We start from the raw sequence: 18,932 nt of genomic DNA on the forward strand, positions 1-18,932 counted from the left end.
GGTTGGAAACCGTGTGTGAGTGGCTGGCGGCGAGCGGCGTGCCGGTGGTGGCTGGGCCTGGCGATGTTCGGGCCGGTATTTGGCGTGGCCGACGATCTGCCGCCACCCCCGGCAGAGAGCACGGCAATTGCCGATGCCACGCTGTACCTGGATCTGTTGGTGAACCAGGTGCCCAAGGCTGAGCTGGTGCCGGTGCAGCAGCGCGCTGGGCGACTGTATGTGGCCAGCGATGCGCTTCGTGCGGCGGGCATCCTGGTGCCGGGTGATCCTCAAGGCGAGGTGGCGCTGGAGAGTATCGCCGGCCTGCACGTGGACTACGACAGCCAAAACCAGCGCCTGCTGCTGCAGGTGCCGCCGGCCTGGCTGCCCGACCAGCAGTTCGGGGGGCGCAACCTGTACCCGGCCAGCGATGCGCGCAGCAGTTTCGGTGCCTTGCTCAACTACGATCTGTACCTGAACGACACCGATGATGCCGGCACCTATCTTGCCGCCTGGAACGAGCTGCGGGTGTTCGACAGTTGGGGCACCTTCTCCAGCACCGGGCAGTGGCGTGAATCGTTCAACGGCGCGCCCAACAATCAGAGCCGCGAAGGTTTCCTGCGCTACGACACTACCTGGCGTTTCACCGACGAGCAGCGCCTGTTGACCTACGAGGCTGGCGATCTAGTCACCAGCGCCTTGCCCTGGAGCAGTTCGGTGCGGGTGGGCGGCTTGCAGGTGTCCCGCGACTTCGCCGCCCGCCCGGATCTGGTCACCTATCCGCTGCCGGCCTTTGCGGGCGAGGCGGCGGTACCCACTTCGCTGGACCTGTTCATCAACGGCTACAAGACCAGCACCACCGATCTGCAACCTGGGCCCTACACCCTCACCAACGTGCCGTTCATCAACGGTGCGGGCGAAGCCGTGGTGGTGACCACCGATGCGCTCGGGCGCCAGGTCTCGACGACCTTGCCGTTCTACGTGACCAGCAGCTTGCTGGCCGAGGGGCTGTCGGACTTTTCGGTGGCTGCCGGCAGCCTGCGTCGCGACTATGCCGTGAAGGATTTCGGCTACGGGCCGGCGGTTGCCTCGGCGAGCCTGCGCCATGGTGTGTCCGACTACTTCACCCTCGAGACCCATGCCGAAACGGCCGAGTCAATGATGCTCGGTGGCCTGGGGGGCAACTTGCGCCTGGGAACCTTCGGTGTGCTCAACGCCGCCGTGGCGCAGAGCCGTTTCGAGGGCGACACCGGGCAGCAGGTGGCCTTGGGTTACCAGTACAACAGCCGACGTATCGGCTTCAACTACCAGCGGATCGAGCGGCATGGCGACTACGCCGACCTGACGTTGGTCGACAACCCCTACACCCGCCTGAGCACGCGTAGCGAGCAGGCGACCGTAAGCCTGAACCTGGATCGCTACGGCAGCGTCGGTGCTGGCTATTTCGACGTACGCGCAGGGGATGGCTCGCGCACGCGGCTGATCAACCTGAGCTGGAGCAAGCCGTTGTGGCGCAACAGCAGCCTGTACCTGTCGGCCAATCGCGACGTCGGTGACAGCCAATGGGCGGTGCAGGCACAGCTGGTGGTCCCGTTCGACACCCATGGCACCCTGGCCTTCAGCGCCGAGCGCAGCAAGGACGGCCAGGACCTGCAGCGGGTCAACTACAGCCGCGCAGTGCCGGTGGGTGGCGGTGTGGGGTACAACCTTGGCTATGCCAATGGTGGTGATCGCGGCGCCTATCGGCAGGCCGATGTCACCTGGCGCCTGCAATCCGTGCAGTTGCAGGCGGGGGTTTACGGCAGCAGCGACGAGATGACGCGCTGGGCCGACGCCAGCGGCTCGCTGGTGCTGATGGACTCGGGCATGTTCGCCGCCAACCGTATCGATGATGCTTTCGTGGTCGTCAGCACCAGTGGCTACGCCGATGTGCCGGTGCGCTACGAAAACCAGGTGGTCGGTCGCACCGACCGCAATGGCCGCCTGTTGGTGCCTTACAGCAGCGGTTACTACCGCGGCAAGTACGAGATCGACCCCATGGAGCTGCCCGCCGATGTGCTGGCATCGACGGTCGAGCAACGCGTCGCGGTGCGTCGGGGCAGTGGCTATCTGTTGGAGTTCCCGCTCAAGCGGGTGCTGGCAGCGAGCATCGTGTTGGTCGATGCCAACCAGCAGGAGCTCAAGCTGGGCAGTCGAGTCAGGGACACCCAGAGCGGCAGCGAGGCCGTGGTGGGCTGGGATGGCCTGGTCTACCTGGAGAACCTCTCGGCGCACAATCGCTTGCAGGTGGACGTTGCCGATGGCGGACAGTGCCAGGTCGAATTCGACCTGCCTGAGGGGGAGGGGCCGATTCCACTGATCGGCCCACTGGTGTGCCGATGAACGCCCTGGGCAGGGTTGTGCTGGGGGTGGGCCTGTGTGCCGTTTCCGCTCAGGCGTGGTCGGCCTGTTCGCTGGGGGCCACTGTACCGGCGTCCTTCGGCACGATCAATTCGACGCTGGTGCGCACCACGGTGCAACCGGCTTCGACCACCAATGCCGGGCTGTCGTGCACCGGTTCGCTGTTGTCGCTGTTGACCAGCAACGACCATTTCTACGCCACCATCACCTCCACCCGCACGGGCGTGGTCGGGCCAACCGGCGACGTCATCCCCTATACGATCTACGCCAACAACACCACCAACTTTCCGATCAGCCGCGGCACCCGTTTCGATTTCGCGCCCAATGGCATCATCGACGCCCTGGGGCTGCTCAACGGCACCTCGCCCAAGTCGGTGCCGCTGTACCTGCGTACCGTGGTCGGTGCCAACGTTGCGGCAGGCGTCTACACCGAGACGCTGTCGATCTTCTGGGACTGGAACTATTGCTCAGGCATCGGTCTGGGCAATATCTGCCTGGGACGCGACATCGGCAGCGGCACGCAGACCCTGACAGTGACACTGACTGTCAGCAACGACTGCCAGATCACCACCCCCAACATCAGTTTCGCCAGTGCGCCGGTGGTGGCCGGGTTCGCGACGGTGAACCAGAGCATCAACATCGCCTGTACCAAGGGCAGCAACTATACGGTCGGTCTGGACGATGGGCAGAATGTGTCGGCCGGGCGTCGGCGGATGAAGTCCACGGCGAACAACTACCTGGCGTACGACATCTTCAAGAGCGCCGGCACCGTGCGCTGGGGATCGGTGGGCGCGGCCCGGCGCGCGAGCAGCGACGCCAACGTCAACCCTGGCGCCGGCACAGGTACCGGCAGCCAGGTGTTCAACTACAACGCCAAGGTCTACACCGACCAGGCGACGCCGCCTGCGGCGACCTACACAGACAGCGTGATTCTCGATGTGCAGTTCTGAGGTGCCCGGCGGGCGGGCCTGCGCGATGCAGGTGATCAGCGCAGGTCCTTGACCATCCTTTCCAGCGTTTCCAGCACGGCGCCTGCCAGTGCCTTGGAGCGTGCGCCAGACCAGCCGCAGCGGGCATCGGGGTTGTCGTCGTGGTCCTTGAACGGCATTTCCAAGGTCAGCGACAGGCAGTCGTAAGTCTGCCCGACCGCATTGCAGGCCAGTGTCATGTTCGCTTGGCCAGGCTGGTCGCGGGTGTAGCCATGGACGGTCTGGAAGTCCTTGGTCACGCTGCACAGGGTGCTGCGAAACTGCTCCTCCAGCCTGGCGATGCGCGGTGTGTAGCCCGGGTTGCCTTCGCAGGCCGCGGTGAACACATGGGGGATTTCCTCGTCGCCGTGCACATCGATGAAGGCATCGACGCCGTGCAGTTTCATCTGGCTCTGGGCGAAGAACACTTCCGGGCTCAGCTCGACGCTCGCATCCTGCCAGGCGCGGTTGAGGTCCTTGCCCTTGAAGTTGGTGCGCAGGTGGCCGAGAAAGGCGCCATCAGGGTTCATGTTGGGAATCAAGTACAGGTCAGCTTGGGCAAGCAGGCGCTGAAGCGTCGCATCGTTACCTTCGAGACGGTCGATCACGCCTTCCATGAACCACTCGGCCATGTGCTCGCCGGGGTGCTGCTGGGCGATCAGCCACAGCTTGCGCTTTGCGCCTGCGCCTTTGCTGGCGCGCAGCAGAGGAATGTCGCGGCCCTGGACGCTACGTCCACTGGCCAGCAACTCGACGCCGGGAATCTTCAGCGCGCGCTCGATCAACTGATTGTGGCGCGCGCGCGGATAGGGCTCGAAGTAGGCGAACCAGGCCTCTGGCTGCTCGGCCGTGAAATCGAATGCCAGGGCCTTGCCGTCGAAGCTGCTGGGGACGCGGAACCAGTTCTGCTGGTCGTACGACGCCACGGCGTGGTAGCCGTCCCAAGCGTTCTTGTAGGAGGACTGATGGGCGTTGTCGAGGCTGAAGCGGTGGGTCTGCCCCTGCGTCAGGCCGCTCACCTTGAAATGGAACCACTGGAAGTGGCCGCTGTGGGTGTCGGGACGGATGGCCAGGCGCACCAGGCGCGGGTCACTGGCATCCAGCACCTGGATATTGCCGGAATCGAAATCGCAGTCGATCTGCAGTGGGGACAGCGTCACGGTCATTGCCAGACTCCTGTGGCTTTGTTGTGACGCTACTGTAGCTCAACGACAGGTGGGGTGTCTGTGCTGGCCCCTCACGCAACAAGCCCTCGCGGGCAGCGCTGGCGTATCAGCCGAGCAGGCCGAAGGCGATCAATGCGGTAACGCCCAGGCCGACCGCGATCGAACACCCACCCATCGAGAGTGCTGCGCGGCCATTGCGATATCCGCCATCCTGGCCCAACTGGCGGGCTGGAGCCAGCAGGCTGCGCCAGCACAATTCGGTCTGCTCGAAGGCCTGCAGATGCTGTGGTGCGGCGTCCAGCCAGCGACGGAAGTCGATGCGTTCGCAGGTGGTCGCTTCCGGGCTTTGCAGGCGTACGTACCATTGCCCGGCAATGCTGGCCAGCGGTTCGCCACGCGGTAATGCGCTTTGCAGGGCCTGGAAGAGATGGCGTTCGACGGTCAGCAGGGGCAGGTCGAGACGGGCAGCAATGTCAGCGATGCCGAGCTGGTCGAGGCGGCTGAGCAGAAACACCTGCTGAACCCGGCGCGGCAAGCGCTTCAGGCCATGCAGCAGCGCGTCTTCGGTAGGCGTATGGACGACTTGCGGGCCATGCTCGAGGGGCAGCAGCAGACGGGTCATGGACGGCTCCTTGCGCGAGAAGAGGGGGAGAGGGGGCATCCTCCCTGATGCGCAGGCAGCTTAATCTTAACGAGATTGATTCTCAAGTGCTGTTTGCGCAAAACGCTGTAACACGCATTCACGAATTGACACACCTTTGCTATCATCGCGGCCATTAAACGCGGTAACCCTTCTTCATTAGCCTGAAGAGCCAAAAAAAATGACCCGGCAAAAAGCCGGGTCAAAAACCGTGATTAGCCTGATGAGGAGATAATCTGAGCGCCCGACCTGAGGGCTCCAGGTTATCCAGCGGGTCTCGCGACCTGCTGAGTGCAATAATAATCGTTATCATTTGCAAGTCAAATGATTTTTCTGTCCTTCAGAAAAATAATTTCCTGTGCGCTTCCTCTGTCCGGCAACCGGGCAATGTTCATTACCCGGCCATCACGTACTCCCGTCTCTCATAGCCCCTGTGGCGCTTGCCGTTGCTCAAGCATCGCGCGGGCCATGTTCACCATATGCATCAGTGCGAACAGCACCTCTCGGGTCGTGCCCTGTTGGTGGCTGCCGGTTTGCTGTGCTGTGGCGGCTGCGCAGCGCAACAAGGCCAAAGCGTGCGCGTTGGCCTGCTCGGGGGAGACCTCGTCGCGCAGCCGCCAGGGCACGCTGTCGATGCTGGTGTGCGGTGGTGTTGGGTTGAGGTAGTAGTCGAGCGCGCGACGCGCGGCTTCGCCGTCCAAATCCTTTTCTGGATGTGTCATCGGTTTCATCCTGTTACCTGTTGAGCGTGATAGGGAAATCAGTACACTCGAATACTAATACGAAAAGTACTCATGCCTATCAGATTAATAATACAATATGTGTATTGAGCGTTGATGGGCAGTCCGTATCGTGCGGGCGATGGAAAAATGGATCGCGCTGGTCAAGCAAAGGATGCGAGAGCTAGGGCTTTCGCAGGAGCAACTCGCCGAACGCGTTGGGGTGACCCAGGGCGGTGTGGGCCATTGGCTGCGCGGCACTCGCCAGCCGAAGGTGGGCATGATGAACCAGGTCTTGCAGGCCCTGGGCATGGCGCACCTGCATGTTTCGCTGCGCATGGTACGCATTGACCAACTGGCCGAGCGCAATGGCACCTATGCGGTCGAGGCAGGCGGGGATGATGACGACCTGCAGCAGTACATCATGTGCTTCCGCTACCCCGTGCTGGCCTGGACCGAGCTGGACGGGCCATGGCCGGAAGACTCCATCGTCTATGAGCAGACCGACTATGCGGCGCTGGGCAAGGCCTTCTGGTTGCCGGTCGAAGGCGACCTGATGAGCGCAGCGACCGGCCCCAGCGTGCCCGAGCAGATGCTGGTGCTGGTGGATCCGGGCGTGCCGGCGGCGCCAGGCAAGCTGGTGATCGCCAGACAGAAGGGCACCTCGGCGATGTTCCGGCAACTGGTCGAGGATGGCGGGCAGCGGTACCTCAAACCGTTGAACCCGACCTACCCGAAGCTGCTGTGCGGCGAGGATTTCGAAGTGCTGGGCGTGGTGGTGAGGTCGCACGGGCGGCATTGACCCCGCCCGGTGTGGCGCCTGGTCTTTTCCAGGCTCCGAGACCTCGCGCAGTTCCTGCAGGGGCGGCACACGGCCTACAAGGGTTTAAAATCGGCCAGTCTCCTGTGGGAGCGGGTTTACCCGCGAAAAAGACACCGCGCTGCCTGGCACGGGCTATGCCCGTGTTCGCGGGTAAACCCGCTCCCACAGTGGATTGGGCTGACCTTTGGATTTTGAACAAGACAGTTGCTCCTGTTGGGCCCTCAGCGCTCCTCCAGTTCCACCAGCACCGTCCCTTCGCTGACCATATCGCCCTCCTGGCAGAACAGCGCCTTCACTGTCCCCGCCTGCGGCGCACGAATACTGTGCTCCATCTTCATCGCCTCCAGCACTACCAGCGCTGTTCCGGCTTCCACCGCCTGGCCCGCTTCGACCAGCACACGCACGATGCTGCCGTTCATTGGCGCGCCCAGACCGCCCTGATGGCTATGGCTGGCCTCGGCGGCGGCAATCGGATCGAACGCCGTGACCGCGTGCAGTTCGCCCGCCCATTGCAGGTACAGTACCCCTTCGCGACGAATGGCCAGGTAGCGCCGACGCAGGCCATCCTGATCCTGCACCAAGTGCTCGCCGAGCAGTTGGAATGCCGAGGGCGCGCTGTTCTGCAGCGCCACGGCCTGGTCCTGACCGTCGCATGACAGGTGCAGGCTGCTGCGAGCTGGCAGGCCCAGGCGCAAGCCATTGTTGTGGGCCCAGGGCGAGTCACCGTCGTCTGCGCGCCGCTGTGGTGAGCCGCTCTGCAGCCAGGCTTCGGCAGCGGCTTGCCAGAACATCGCCGGGCGCTCGCCTGTGGCGGGCAGCAGCACCTCGTGATGACGAGCAATGAAGCCGGTATCCAGCTCGGCGGCGGCGAAGGCCGGATGGGCGAGGATGCGCCGCAGGAAGGCGATATTGGTTTTCAAGCCGCCGATGGCGAACTCGTCGAGCATGGCCAGCAGGCGCAAACGCGCCTGTTCGCGATCCTGCCCCCAGGCGATCAGCTTGCCCAGCATCGGGTCGTAGAACGGCGAGATCACATCGCCCTCGCTGACCCCGCTGTCGACCCGACGCCCTTCGCCTGGCGCCGATTCGCGGTACAGCGCCAGGGTGCCGGTGGCCGGCAGGAAGTCATTGGCCGGATCCTCTGCATACAGCCGCACCTCGATGGCATGGCCGACCAGCGGCACCTGCTCCTGGGTGATCGGCAATGCCTCGCCGCACGCTACACGGATCTGCCAGGCCACCAGGTCCAGCCCGGTGATCGCCTCGGTGACCGGGTGTTCGACCTGCAGGCGGGTGTTCATTTCCATGAAGAAGAACTCGCCGCGGGCATCGAGCAGGAACTCCACCGTGCCCGCACCGACATAACCGATGGCCTGGGCTGCGCGCACCGCAGCCTCGCCCATGGCTTGGCGCAGTTGCGCCGACAAGCCTGGAGCCGGTGCCTCTTCGACAACTTTCTGGTGGCGACGCTGGATCGAGCAGTCACGCTCGTTGAGATACAGGCAGTGGCCGTGTTGGTCGGCGAACACCTGGATTTCCACGTGCCGAGGCTTGAGCACGTACTTTTCCACCAACATCCGTGCATCACCGAACGACGACTGCGCCTCGCGCTGTGCCGAGGCCAGAGCGTCGGCCAGGTCGCTCTCTTGCTCGACCACCTTCATGCCCTTGCCGCCCCCGCCGGCACTGGCCTTGAGCAGCACCGGATAACCAATGCGCTCGGCAGCGGCACGGAAAGTCTCCAGGTCCTGGGCGTCACCGTGGTAGCCGGGCACCAGCGGCACCCCGGCGGCTTCCATCAGGGCCTTGGCCGCCGACTTGCTGCCCATGGCATCGATGGCGCTGGCCGGTGGGCCGAGGAAGATCAGCCCGGCCTGCTCGATGGCGCGGGCAAAGCCTGCGTTCTCGGAAAGAAAACCGTAGCCGGGATGAATCGCCTGTGCACCACTGGCCTTGGCTGCAGCGATGAGCTTGTCGATCACCAGGTAGCTGTCGGCGGCCTTGGTGCCGCCCAGATCGACGCGGATATCGGCCTCGCGGCTGTGCCGGGCGTCACGGTCGGTGGCGCTGTGCACCGCGACGGTGGTCAGGCCCATGGCCTTGGCGGTGCGCATCACCCGGCAGGCGATCTCGCCGCGGTTGGCGACCAGCAGGGTGGTCAGCGTGGGGTGGCTCATGGGCGAGGTTCCTTGTCGACAGGCTGCCAGGCGGGGCGGCGTTTTTCCAGGAAGGCGCTCAGGCCCTCCTGGCCTTCGGGGCTGACGCGAATGCGGGCGATGGCGTTCTCGGTGTAGCGACGCAGGGCAGGGCTCAGCTCGCCGTCGTCCACCTCGCGCAGCAGATCCTTGGTGGCACGCAGGGCCTGCGGGCTGTTGAGCAGCAGGTTGTCGATCCAGGCCTGGACCTGGCTGTCCAGTTCGCTGGCGGGGTACACCTCGGCCAGCAGGCCCAGTTCGCGGGCGCGCGCACCGCTGAAGCGCTCGGCGGTCAGGGCATAGCGGCGTGCGGCGCGTTCACCGATGGCCTTGACCACGAACGGACTGATCACCGCCGGTGCCAGGCCGATGCGTACCTCCGAAAGACACAGTTGTGCGTCCTCGGTGCCGATGGCCATGTCGCAGCAACTGATCAGGCCCAGCGCTCCACCGAATGCGGCGCCCTGGACCACTGCCAGGGTCGGCGTCTTCAGGCGATGCAACGCATACATCAACTCGCCCAGTTCATGGGCGTCGTCCAGGTTGGTATTGAAATCCAGCTGCGCCGACTGCTGCATCCAGGCCAGGTCTGCACCGGCGCTGAAGTGCCGGCCACGGCCACGCAGCAGCACGAAGCGCAGGCTGGCGTCTTCGCCCAGTTGGTCGATGGCAACGATCAGCTCGCGAATCATCTGGGCGTTGAAGGCGTTGTTCTTGTCTTCCCGGCTCAGCCACAGGGTGGCGAAGCCGCGAGGATCCTTTATCACTTCGAGGGTGGCAAAATCGCTCATGGGTCACATCCGGAAAATGCCGAAGCGGCTCTGTTCGATCGGGGCGTTCAGCGCGGCGGACAAGGCAAGGCCCAGCACTTCACGGGTTTGCGCCGGGTCGATGACGCCGTCATCCCACAGCCGGGCGCTGGAGTAGTAGGGGTGGCCCTGGCGCTCGTACTGGTCGAGGATCGGCTGCTTGAGCTGTTTTTCGTCCTCGGCGCTGAACACGTCGCCACTGCGTTCACTCTGCTCGCGCTTGACCTGGGCCAGCACGCCGGCGGCCTGTTCGGCGCCCATCACGCCGATCCGCGCGTTGGGCCACATCCACAAGAAGCGCGGATCGTAGGCGCGCCCGCACATGCCGTAGTTGCCAGCACCGAAGCTGCCGCCGATGATCACGGTGAACTTCGGCACCTGGGCGCAGGCTACCGCGGTCACCAGCTTGGCGCCGTGCTTGGCGATGCCGCCTTCCTCGTATTTCTTGCCGACCATGAACCCTGTGATGTTCTGCAGGAACAACAGCGGGATGCCGCGCTGGCAGGCCAGTTCGATGAAGTGCGCGCCTTTTTGCGCGGCTTCGGCGAAGAGGATGCCGTTGTTGGCCAGGATCGCCACCGGATAGCCGTGCAGGTGAGCGAAACCGCACACCAGGGTGGTGCCGAACAGGGCCTTGAACTCATCGAACACCGAACCGTCGACCAGCCGCGCGATCACCTCGCGCACGTCGAACGGTTGCTTGGCGTCAGCCGGGACCACGCCATACAGCTCTTCTGCGCCATACAACGGAGCAACCGGCGCCTGGCATTGCAGCTTGCCCAGCTTGTGCCAGTTGAGGTTGGCGACGCTGCGCCGGGCGATGGCCAGGGCGTGTTCATCGTTGTCGGCGTAGTGGTCGGCCACACCGCTGGTGCGGCAATGCACGTCGGCGCCGCCCAGCTCTTCGGCGCTCACCACCTCGCCGGTGGCGGCTTTCACCAACGGTGGGCCGGCGAGGAAGATGGTCGCCTGCTGGCGCACCATGATCGCCTCGTCGGCCATGGCCGGCACATAGGCGCCACCTGCGGTGCACGAGCCCATCACCACGGCGATCTGCGGGATCCCCAGAGCGCTCATGTTGGCCTGGTTGAAGAAGATCCGCCCGAAGTGCTCGCGGTCGGGGAATACCTCGTCCTGGCGCGGCAGGTTGGCGCCGCCGGAGTCGACCAGGTAGATGCACGGCAGGCGGTTCTGCAGGGCGATGGTCTGCGCGCGCAGGTGTTTCTTCACGGTCAGCGGGTAGTAGGAGCCGCCTTTGACCGTGGCGTCGTTGGCCACGATCATGCACTCGACCCCTTCGACGCGGCCGATGCCGGCGATGACGCCTGCTGCCGGTACGTCTTCGCCATACACCTCATGGGCGGCGAGCTGGCCGATCTCGAGAAACGCCGAGCCCGGGTCGAGCAGGCGGTCGATGCGCTCGCGCGGCAGCAACTTGCCACGCGAAGTGTGGCGCTGCTGGGCCTTGGGCCCGCCGCCCTGGCTGACCTGGGCCAGCAGGGTGCGCAGGGCATCGACCTGTTCGAGCATGGCCGCGCTGTTGCTGGCGAACTCCGCCGAGCGCGGGTTGATCTGGGTGTGCAAGGTAGCCATGGACGCCAGTTCCTTGTGCTCAGCGGGTTTCGTTGAACAATTCGCGGCCGATCAGCATCCGGCGGATTTCGCTGGTGCCGGCACCGATCTCGTAGAGCTTGGCATCGCGCAGCAGGCGCCCCGCCGGGAACTCGTTGATGTAGCCGTTGCCGCCGAGGATCTGGATCGCTTCCAGGGCCATCTGCGTGGCGCGCTCGGCGGTGTAGAGGATCACCCCGGCGGCGTCCTTGCGCGTGGTCTCGCCACGGTCGCAGGCCTGGGCTACGGCATAAAGGTAGGCGCGGCTGGCGTTGAGCTGGGTGTACATGTCGGCGATCTTGCCCTGGATCAGCTGGAACTCGCCGATGCTCTGGCCGAACTGCTTGCGATCGTGGATATAGGGCACCACGAGGTCCATGCAGCTCTGCATGATGCCGGTCGGTCCGCCCGAGAGCACCACGCGCTCGTAGTCCAGGCCGCTCATCAACACGCGCACACCGCCATTGAGCTGGCCGAGGATGTTTTCTTCCGGCACTTCGACGCCATCGAAGAACAGCTCGCAGGTGTTGGAGCCACGCATGCCCAGCTTGTCGAACTTGTTGCTGCGCGAGAAGCCCTTCCAGTCACGTTCGACGATGAATGCGGTGATGCCGTGCGGGCCCTTGTCCAGGTCGGTCTTGGCGTAGATCACGTAGGTGTTGGCGTCGGGGCCGTTGGTGATCCAGGTCTTGCTGCCGTTGAGTACATAGCGGTCGCCGCGTTTCTCGGCGCGCAGTTTCATCGACACCACGTCGGAGCCGGCATTGGGCTCGCTCATGGCCAGGGCACCGATGTGCTCGCCGCTGATCAGCTTGGGCAGGTACTTGAGCTTCTGCTCATGGGTGCCGTTGCGGTTGATCTGATTGACGCAGAGGTTGGAATGGGCGCCGTAGGACAGTGCCACCGAGGCCGAGGCACGGCTGATCTCTTCCATCGACACCACATGGGCCAGGTAGCCCAGGCCCGCGCCGCCGTACTCCTCGGAAACAGTGATGCCCAGCAGGCCCATGTCGCCGAACTTGCGCCACATGTCGGCGGGGAACAGGTTGTCGTGGTCGATCTGCGCCGCGCGCGGGGCGAGTTCGGCGGCAGCGAAGGTGCGCACCTGGTCGCGGAGCATGTCGATGGTCTCGCCCAGGGCGAAGTTCAGGCTGGGGTAATGCATGGGGGCACCTTGTTGTTCTTGAAATTCGAGGTACTGCACCGACCCTGTGGGAGCGGGCTTGCCCGCGATGCCCGTCAGAACGGCCAGCGATGTTGTCTGGTCCGGCCTCATCGCGGGCAAGCCCGCTCCCACAGGGTCGGTGCTCGTGGTTGACGTTAACGTAAACCTGCCTTTTCGGGCTGTCAATTGGATCATCACCTTTACGTAAACGTAAATGTGCGCCAAAGTACCCTTCGCTTGCTTCAGTCATGCCCAGAACAACCACAAGAAGGGATACTCATGAGTCAACCAAGCTACACCCGAGGCCGCCAGGACCGGCCCCTGCTGACCCAGACCATCGGCCAGTCGTTCGATGCCACCGTCACCCGCTGGCCCGAGCGCGAGGCCCTGGTGGTGCGGCACCAAGGCCTGCGCTACAGCTGGCGGGCGCTGGCCGAGCAGGTCGAGGTGCACGCCCGGGCGCTGATTGCCCTGGGCGTGGCCAGTGGCGATCGAGTCGGTATCTGGGCGCCGAACTGCGCGCAATGGTGCATCCTGCAGATCGCCACGGCGAAGGTCGGCGCGATCCTGGTCAACATCAACCCTGCGTACCGGGTGAGCGAGCTGGAGTACGTGCTGCGCCAGTCCGGCTGCAGTTGGCTGGTGTGCGCCGATGCTTTCAAGTCGTCCGACTATCACGCGATGGTCCAGGAACTGGTGCCCGAGCTGGGTGCGCAGCCGCTGGCGAGTGAGCGCCTGCCGGACCTGCGTGGCGTCATCAGCCTGTCGTCCACCCCGCCCGGCGGTTTTCTGCCCTGGGATGCGCTGGCCGAGCGGGGAGGGCAGGTCGATCCCCAGACGCTGCAGGCGAGGCAGCAGGGCTTGCAGTTCGACCAGGCGGTGAACATCCAGTACACCTCCGGCACCACTGGCGCGCCGAAAGGCGCCACGCTCAGCCACTACAACATCCTCAACAACGGCTTCATGGTCGGCGAAAGCCTGGGCCTGAGCGAACGGGACCGCATGGTGATTCCGGTGCCGCTGTACCACTGCTTTGGCATGGTCATGGCCAACCTGGGCTGCATCACCCACGGCAGCACCATGATCTACCCCAACGATGCCTTCGACCCCGAGTTGACGCTCCAGGCTGTAGCCGAAGAGCGTGCCAGCATCCTCTATGGCGTGCCGACCATGTTCATCGCCATGCTTGACCACCCCTCGCGCAGCACCCTGGACCTCTCGACCCTGCGCAGCGGCATCATGGCCGGCGCTACCTGCCCGATCGAGGTGATGCGCCGGGTGATCGAGCAGATGCACATGGGTGAGGTGCAGATCGCCTACGGCATGACCGAGACCAGCCCGGTGTCGCTGCAGACCGGCCCTGGCGACGAGCTGGAGCTGCGCGTGACGACGGTTGGGCGCACCCAGCCACAGTTGGAGACCAAGCTGGTGGATGCGCACGGCATGATCGTCCCGCGGGGCGAGATCGGCGAGTTGTGTACCCGCGGCTACAGCGTGATGCTTGGCTACTGGAATAACCCCGAAGCTACTCATCAGGCGATCGATCCGGCGCGCTGGATGCGCACGGGCGACTTGGCGGTGATGGACGAGCAGGGCTATGTGCGTATCGTCGGGCGCAACAAGGACATGATCATTCGCGGGGGCGAAAACATCTATCCGCGCGAGCTCGAGGAGTTCTTCTACACTCACCCGGCGGTAGCCGATGCCCAGGTGATCGGTATTCCGTGCAGCCGCTACGGCGAGGAAATCGTCGCGTGGATCAAGCTGCACCCCGGGCACAGCGCCACGGTCGAGGACTTGCAGGCCTGGTGCAAGGCGCACATTGCGCATTTCAAGGTGCCGCGGCATTTCCGCTTCGTCGACGAGTTTCCGATGACGGTGACCGGCAAGGTGCAGAAATTCCGGATGCGCGAGATCAGCATCGCGGAACTTGCGCCGCACTGAAGCGCCGCCTGGCCTGAGAAGGCCAGGCGGATAGGACATGTCACTTAACAACCTTGAACAAATCGTCGAAGGTTTCGGCGTCTTGGATATCGCTTTCTGCCAGGTCGGTTCCTAAATCGTCATTGAGGTATCGAACCAGTTTTGAGGTACTGCTGACGATGTCGGAAACTTTTGTTGCGCCGCTGATATCGGCCTCTTTCTTGTCGAATTTTTCGGCAAGCAGTTTTTTCAGTTCCTGTTCGGTAGCCATGTTCATTTATCCTTGAGTTGAGTCATGCGTGAGTGTGTATTGAGGTCCAGGGTCTCATTGGTCGGGCATGGGCAGGCTCCTGTGTCATGTAGCGATAACGGTCGCCAAGATCAAACCGTTGATACCTCGGCCTGGTGCGTTGAACCGTACTCTGGCTAGCGTATATCCCGGAGCTTTCATACGGTTCTCAATTGGCTTTCAGGTAAGCGATGGACGAGAACATCAGTTTTCTATCGGGCCCACCTCCCCAACCTTCGAACTTGACGTGGTCTTCCCCCCACGACACCACTTTCGCGGTGTATGTTTCTCCTGTTTTGTAGGCGTACCGGACCTGCTTGCCCACGAGGTCTTTGGCCGCTGCTTGCAGTTGAGCGAGCGTTTGGAAGGTATCGGTTTGCTTGCGTGCACGGGCAATGGTTTTGGCGTAGGTGGCTGCTCGCTCTGCAGCGTTCTTGGCTGATTGAGCTTTGGCTTGTGCAGTTGCAAGCTGACCTTCGCTGGCCGCTGCCTCGGCGTCCTGATACGCCTTCTTTGCCTCGTCCACGGCTGCTTGCAGTTTGTCCATTGAACCCGTCGCCTCTCTTTTTTCCGCGCTCGCCTCGAGGATGTTCATGGACGGGGCTTGATAGTCGGCTTGCGCCGACTTCTGTGAGGCCTCGGCTGCCTCGGCTGCGGCCTTGGCAGAGGCAACCGCCGTGGCAATGTCAGCCTTGAGCTTTTCGGCGGCTTCTTGGGCGGCCTTTTCGGCGGCTTCACGGGCAGCAGCCTCGCGCGCCCTGGCCGCGTCCTGTGCGACCTTGCAGGCATTCTGAGCCGACTCGGCGGCCTCCTGGGCCAACTTGGCCTTTTGCTGCGCCTCATCGGCGCTGGTTTGCGCGCTGTCCACCTGACCTTTCTTTGCGGCGGCTTCGGTGTTGTTGCGGGCGGTGCTGGCCGCTTCGGCGGCTTTCTTGGCCTTGGCGATCGCTTCAGTCACTTGCTTGAGCTGCTCGCACGCCTCGGGCGCCTTCAGTGCTGGATCGTCAGCCTGCGCCTGGGCGGTTGCCAGTGCCGCATGGGCGGCCTGTTCCGCTTCTCGTGCAGTGACGATGGCATTGTCAGCGTTACCTGAACTTGCTGGCTGACCGCTGCCGTTGCCGCTTGGTGATTCGCCTGCTGCGCTGTCGCCGCCATCAGCAGAGCCTGGTGTACTTTCGCTCTGCAGCAGCTGCCTGACTTCGTCGCGAAATGCCGTGGAACCATCAACCGCGCTGTAGCTGACGGTGATGGTGATGTCTTTGAGCCTGCACTCATTATCCTTGTAAAGCTCAGGGTTGTTCCTGGCGCCGCCTGGGAACGCGAGCCGCCAGCTCGAGATCAGCCCGGTGCCTTCGAAGGGTTGATAGCGTGCCTTGTCGGGTACCGACGGCTGCAGATCGAAGTTACGCGACACTTCCTTGACCGACCAGAGGGCAATGCTCTGGTTCGGCCTGAGGTCGCGAAGCACATGCTTGGGGCTGCCTTGGCTGGGCGAATACAGGTGGCGGGCGCCTTCGATGTCCGCTTCCAGAAGCACCTTGTTCGAGGTCTGGTAGAGCATGGCCGAGATCGGTTTGGAAGAACCTGACCCTGAGATTTCGAAGGCCAGCGTGATGCGTTCCAGGCGGCGCAGGTAATGACCTGGGTAATCGATGTCGAACAGGCGTGCCGGCAGCGCGAACAGGATTTCATCGTTGTCCAGTTGCTCGTGCAATTGGGTGGCGGTCCACCCGGTGAGTGCCAGCAGGGAGAAATCCTTGCGGATATCCAGGGGCCTGTGGTTGTCACGGATCGCCGCGACGTCCATTTGCATCAGGTCGCGCTCAAGCGCTTCGCCCGCAAGCATCCCACGCCAGTTGTCGAGCCAGCCGTCCGTCCTGATCCAGCGACTGGTGAAATCGCCGAGTTCGTACCGCAGGCAGTTTTCGGCCATCAGGCACAGGGAAGTGGTTGCGTCGTACGCGGTGCTGTAGATCTCCGACAGCCGACCGATCAACCACAGATAAGTGGTGTGGCTGGCGAACACCGATTGCATGACCTCGTATTCGGCCTGGTGCGCCTGGCGGGTTGCACGGGCCTCGTGCACGGCGATGCCGGCGGCCTTGATCTGTATGTCTCGCTCGCGCAGTTGAGCATCGATGATGCCGAGCTCATGTGTAGCCTGGTCGGCTTCATGCTGCCACTGCTGGCGACGCAGGATGTATTCCGCTTGCTTGTCGATCGTATTGCTCATGGTTTCGAGTGTCTCGGCCACAGCCTCCCAAGCATTGGCCGCCGACTCAAATGCTTCCTGCGGGCTGAAACCACCCACCGCCATACCGAAAATGGTCGGTGCCATTGCGGCGCCCGCTGCCATGGCGTAGCTGGGGACCGATGGCAGGCGGGTGGCGACAGAAGACGTTGCCAGTGCAAGCACAGCCGTTTCCAGCTCGATCACGCCTTCGTCCACCAGCCGCTGGTAATACTCCTGACGTTGTTCAATCATGGCTCTGGAGCGCAACACGGTGTCACGCTCGCGCTTGGCCAGTTCCAGCGCTTGCTCCTGCAACTGACAAGGGAAGTCCAGCAGCCTGATCAGGTTGCGTTTGCCGAGCAGTTCCAGTTGCTGGGCGGCTTCGGTGTTGTAGAAGCCCAGCAAGGTTTGCCCCAAGGCGATCAGTTGCTGCACCGCTTCTCCGGCGCATTTGCGCGCCTCCTCGTAACGGCAGGGGGGCACGATGGGCGCAACCGGCGTGGCCTCGCCCCGGTCCTGGGCGACAACGCTGTTGCCCAGTGCGATCTGGTCGAGTGTGTCGGGGTCGAGCATGATCGCAGCGGGCTTGCCATCGAGGGTCAGGCCGTGGCGCAGGTTGAACAGACGGTCACGCAGCAGGTTGCGCAGCGTGACGAGCTTGTTGTTCAGCGGCGGGGTAAAGGCCGTGGAACTGGCCTCGGCTAGCGTCGGTGGCTGGGCCGGTGCGCTGGACAGGTCTTCGGGGAGCACGCCGATCAGGCGCAGCGCCTTGTCATAGCACAACGCGGCCTCGACCAGCGAATCCAGCGTCAGCATGCGGTATTGGTCATCACCCTGGCGTTGCCAGTTTTCCACCACGAACAGGTGCAGCGCCTTGCGGTAGCGCTCGGGTTCGGCGTAGGCCAGCAGGTCCGGATCGTTGCTCTGGGCGCTGGCGGTGAAGGCTGCACGGGCCAGCAGAGGTCTTGTCAGCCAGAACAGCGGCGGATGGTTCCCCTCGGGCACCCAGGTGCGGTAGGGGTCGAACAGGAACCGTGTGCACCAGCGCCAGGCTTGGCTGTATTCGCGGTTCTGGCGTTGCAGCCAGGTGACCAGGAACGGCACGTGGAAGAACAGCTCCCAGAAGTACAAGCCGTTGGCGCTGCGCAGGTCGACGATGGTACCTGAACTTGCAGGTTCCAGGGGCGGCTCCGGCAAGTGTTGGGCCTTCCATGACAGCGACTGTTCGACCGATTGAGTCGCCAGTGCCACTAGTTGCTTGCCAAACAGGGTGTTCAGCCGCAGGGTACGGAAAGGGGGGGCATTGCTCTGGTCTTCGGCTTTGTTATTGACCTCCTTGAAGTCCAGGTACAGAGCCTGTTCATTGCGGCAGATCTGCACACTGGGGATCGCGTCGTCGTCTTTCTCTTCCAGGGTATAGGCGCAGGTAGCCGTTGCGATGGGGGCGGTTGTACTGACTTGTTCGTCATAGAAGTCTAGCGAGACAGTGTAGTCACGAATGTCCTTGTTGATGGGGAGGGCAAAATTGACAGCCCCTTTGCTGTTGGCGATCAACGTGTCCTCGAACGCCATTTCGTGCGTGGGATCAAGATAGAAAAGGATTCTGCGGCAGGCCGCCGGATGGAAGTATCGAAGGCGTAATATCGCCTGCAGCGATTCGTCAGGCAGGTCGGGCGTGATTTTTTTTAATTCATCGAGCTCTTCGGCGATGAGCGTGTTGATCGCGTCTGCCTTGTCCAGCGCTTTGGCGTTGTCAATGGCGGTGTGCAGTGCGATGGGCTGGCGCGGTTGCTCGATGTTGGTGATGCCAACCAATTTGCAATACTGTTCTGCAGGTAGGTAGCGTACCTTGAGCAGGAAATTCTTTAGTTTACTGAATGCGTCAGCGTTATCGGTGGGTAAGGTTTTGAATGTCTGCAGGTGTTGTTCGTCAAGTTTTGCCAGCTCACGGGCGGACAGTGTCCAGCTGGGGTTTGAGCTTCCTGCTGGTTTAATGTTCAGCCTTACGGTGA

The 18,932-nt window shown here is 63.2% G+C and carries 13 protein-coding genes; 4 read left to right on the plus strand and 9 right to left on the minus strand.

What is annotated here, in order from left to right; translation table 11 throughout:
• The first annotated feature begins 63 nt into the window (after positions 1–63).
• Both APH44_RS23110 and APH44_RS23115 read left to right on the plus strand, forming a co-directional pair.
• Positions 64–2,361, plus strand: a complete 2,298-nt coding sequence (locus tag APH44_RS23110) for a fimbria/pilus outer membrane usher protein (RefSeq protein ID WP_054894734.1) — start codon at positions 64–66, stop codon at positions 2,359–2,361.
• Entirely contained in the window at positions 2,358–3,329 is a 972-nt protein-coding gene (locus tag APH44_RS23115) for a spore coat U domain-containing protein (protein ID WP_054894735.1), read from the plus strand. Before APH44_RS23110 ends, APH44_RS23115 begins: the two co-directional genes overlap by 4 nt.
• A gap of 35 nt (positions 3,330–3,364) precedes the next feature.
• On the opposite strand, the gene APH44_RS23120 is transcribed toward APH44_RS23115, so the two are convergent.
• From APH44_RS23120 to APH44_RS23130, 3 genes are all read right to left on the minus strand, one after another.
• Entirely contained in the window at positions 3,365–4,513 is a 1,149-nt protein-coding gene (locus tag APH44_RS23120) for a M14-type cytosolic carboxypeptidase (RefSeq protein ID WP_054894736.1), read from the minus strand.
• Between the two features lie 106 nt (positions 4,514–4,619).
• The gene (locus APH44_RS23125; RefSeq protein WP_054894737.1) at positions 4,620–5,135 is read right to left on the minus strand and encodes a DUF4880 domain-containing protein; all 516 of its coding nucleotides are present in this window, start codon (positions 5,133–5,135) and stop codon (positions 4,620–4,622) included.
• A 440-nt stretch (positions 5,136–5,575) separates the two neighbouring features.
• Positions 5,576–5,884, minus strand: a complete 309-nt coding sequence (locus APH44_RS23130; protein ID WP_054894738.1) for a DUF6124 family protein — start codon at positions 5,882–5,884, stop codon at positions 5,576–5,578.
• Positions 5,885–6,014: 130 nt separating this feature from the next.
• On the opposite strand from APH44_RS23130, the gene APH44_RS23135 reads away from it, so the two are divergent.
• Entirely contained in the window at positions 6,015–6,674 is a 660-nt protein-coding gene (locus APH44_RS23135; RefSeq protein ID WP_054894739.1) for a LexA family transcriptional regulator, read from the plus strand.
• 242 nt (positions 6,675–6,916) lie between these two features.
• On the opposite strand, the gene APH44_RS23140 is transcribed toward APH44_RS23135, so the two are convergent.
• The 4 genes from APH44_RS23140 to APH44_RS23155 are packed head-to-tail and all read right to left on the minus strand — an operon-like array spanning position 6,917 to position 12,475.
• Positions 6,917–8,872 carry an acetyl/propionyl/methylcrotonyl-CoA carboxylase subunit alpha gene (locus APH44_RS23140; protein WP_054894740.1) on the minus strand — a complete coding sequence of 652 codons (1,956 nt, stop codon included), beginning with the start codon at positions 8,870–8,872 and terminating at the stop codon, positions 6,917–6,919.
• Positions 8,869–9,681 (minus strand): gamma-carboxygeranoyl-CoA hydratase, encoded by an 813-nt coding sequence (locus tag APH44_RS23145; protein ID WP_054894741.1) that lies wholly within the window; start codon positions 9,679–9,681, stop codon positions 8,869–8,871. The genes APH44_RS23140 and APH44_RS23145 overlap by 4 nt, the downstream gene beginning before the upstream one ends.
• A 3-nt stretch (positions 9,682–9,684) precedes the next feature.
• Complete coding sequence (locus APH44_RS23150) at positions 9,685–11,292, minus strand: carboxyl transferase domain-containing protein (RefSeq protein ID WP_054894742.1); 1,608 nt, start codon at positions 11,290–11,292, stop codon at positions 9,685–9,687.
• 19 nt (positions 11,293–11,311) lie between these two features.
• Positions 11,312–12,475, minus strand: a complete 1,164-nt coding sequence (locus APH44_RS23155) for an isovaleryl-CoA dehydrogenase (protein WP_054894743.1) — start codon at positions 12,473–12,475, stop codon at positions 11,312–11,314.
• A 279-nt stretch (positions 12,476–12,754) separates the two neighbouring features.
• Between APH44_RS23155 and APH44_RS23160 the strand changes: the two genes are divergently transcribed.
• A complete protein-coding gene (locus tag APH44_RS23160) occupies positions 12,755–14,419 on the plus strand; it encodes an AMP-binding protein (protein ID WP_054894744.1) in 1,665 nt (554 codons plus the stop codon).
• A gap of 40 nt (positions 14,420–14,459) precedes the next feature.
• Here APH44_RS23160 and APH44_RS23165 read toward each other — a convergent pair whose 3' ends face one another.
• Together APH44_RS23165 and APH44_RS23170 are read right to left on the minus strand one after the other, a co-directional pair.
• A complete protein-coding gene (locus tag APH44_RS23165; RefSeq protein WP_054894745.1) occupies positions 14,460–14,669 on the minus strand; it encodes a hypothetical protein in 210 nt (69 codons plus the stop codon).
• A 187-nt stretch (positions 14,670–14,856) separates the two neighbouring features.
• Positions 14,857–18,735 carry a hypothetical protein gene (locus APH44_RS23170; RefSeq protein WP_054894746.1) on the minus strand — a complete coding sequence of 1,293 codons (3,879 nt, stop codon included), beginning with the start codon at positions 18,733–18,735 and terminating at the stop codon, positions 14,857–14,859.
• Between the last annotated feature and the right edge of the window lie 197 nt (positions 18,736–18,932).

Origin of the sequence: Pseudomonas sp. NBRC 111143 (genome assembly GCF_001320965.1) — a bacterium.
Classification (GTDB): domain Bacteria; phylum Pseudomonadota; class Gammaproteobacteria; order Pseudomonadales; family Pseudomonadaceae; genus Aquipseudomonas; species Aquipseudomonas machongensis.

What these genes read in the sequence shown, in the direction of transcription:
- APH44_RS23110 (WP_054894734.1), top strand. Translation starts at nt 64, where the DNA reads ATGTTCGGGCCGGTATTTGGCGTGGCCGACGATCTGCCGCCACCCCCG.
- APH44_RS23115 (WP_054894735.1), top strand. Translation starts at nt 2,358, where the DNA reads ATGAACGCCCTGGGCAGGGTTGTGCTGGGGGTGGGCCTGTGTGCCGTT.
- APH44_RS23120 (WP_054894736.1), bottom strand. Translation starts at nt 4,513, where the DNA reads ATGACCGTGACGCTGTCCCCACTGCAGATCGACTGCGATTTCGATTCC.
- APH44_RS23125 (WP_054894737.1), bottom strand. Translation starts at nt 5,135, where the DNA reads ATGACCCGTCTGCTGCTGCCCCTCGAGCATGGCCCGCAAGTCGTCCAT.
- APH44_RS23130 (WP_054894738.1), bottom strand. Translation starts at nt 5,884, where the DNA reads ATGAAACCGATGACACATCCAGAAAAGGATTTGGACGGCGAAGCCGCG.
- APH44_RS23135 (WP_054894739.1), top strand. Translation starts at nt 6,015, where the DNA reads ATGGAAAAATGGATCGCGCTGGTCAAGCAAAGGATGCGAGAGCTAGGG.
- APH44_RS23140 (WP_054894740.1), bottom strand. Translation starts at nt 8,872, where the DNA reads ATGAGCCACCCCACGCTGACCACCCTGCTGGTCGCCAACCGCGGCGAG.
- APH44_RS23145 (WP_054894741.1), bottom strand. Translation starts at nt 9,681, where the DNA reads ATGAGCGATTTTGCCACCCTCGAAGTGATAAAGGATCCTCGCGGCTTC.
- APH44_RS23150 (WP_054894742.1), bottom strand. Translation starts at nt 11,292, where the DNA reads ATGGCTACCTTGCACACCCAGATCAACCCGCGCTCGGCGGAGTTCGCC.
- APH44_RS23155 (WP_054894743.1), bottom strand. Translation starts at nt 12,475, where the DNA reads ATGCATTACCCCAGCCTGAACTTCGCCCTGGGCGAGACCATCGACATG.
- APH44_RS23160 (WP_054894744.1), top strand. Translation starts at nt 12,755, where the DNA reads ATGAGTCAACCAAGCTACACCCGAGGCCGCCAGGACCGGCCCCTGCTG.
- APH44_RS23165 (WP_054894745.1), bottom strand. Translation starts at nt 14,669, where the DNA reads ATGGCTACCGAACAGGAACTGAAAAAACTGCTTGCCGAAAAATTCGAC.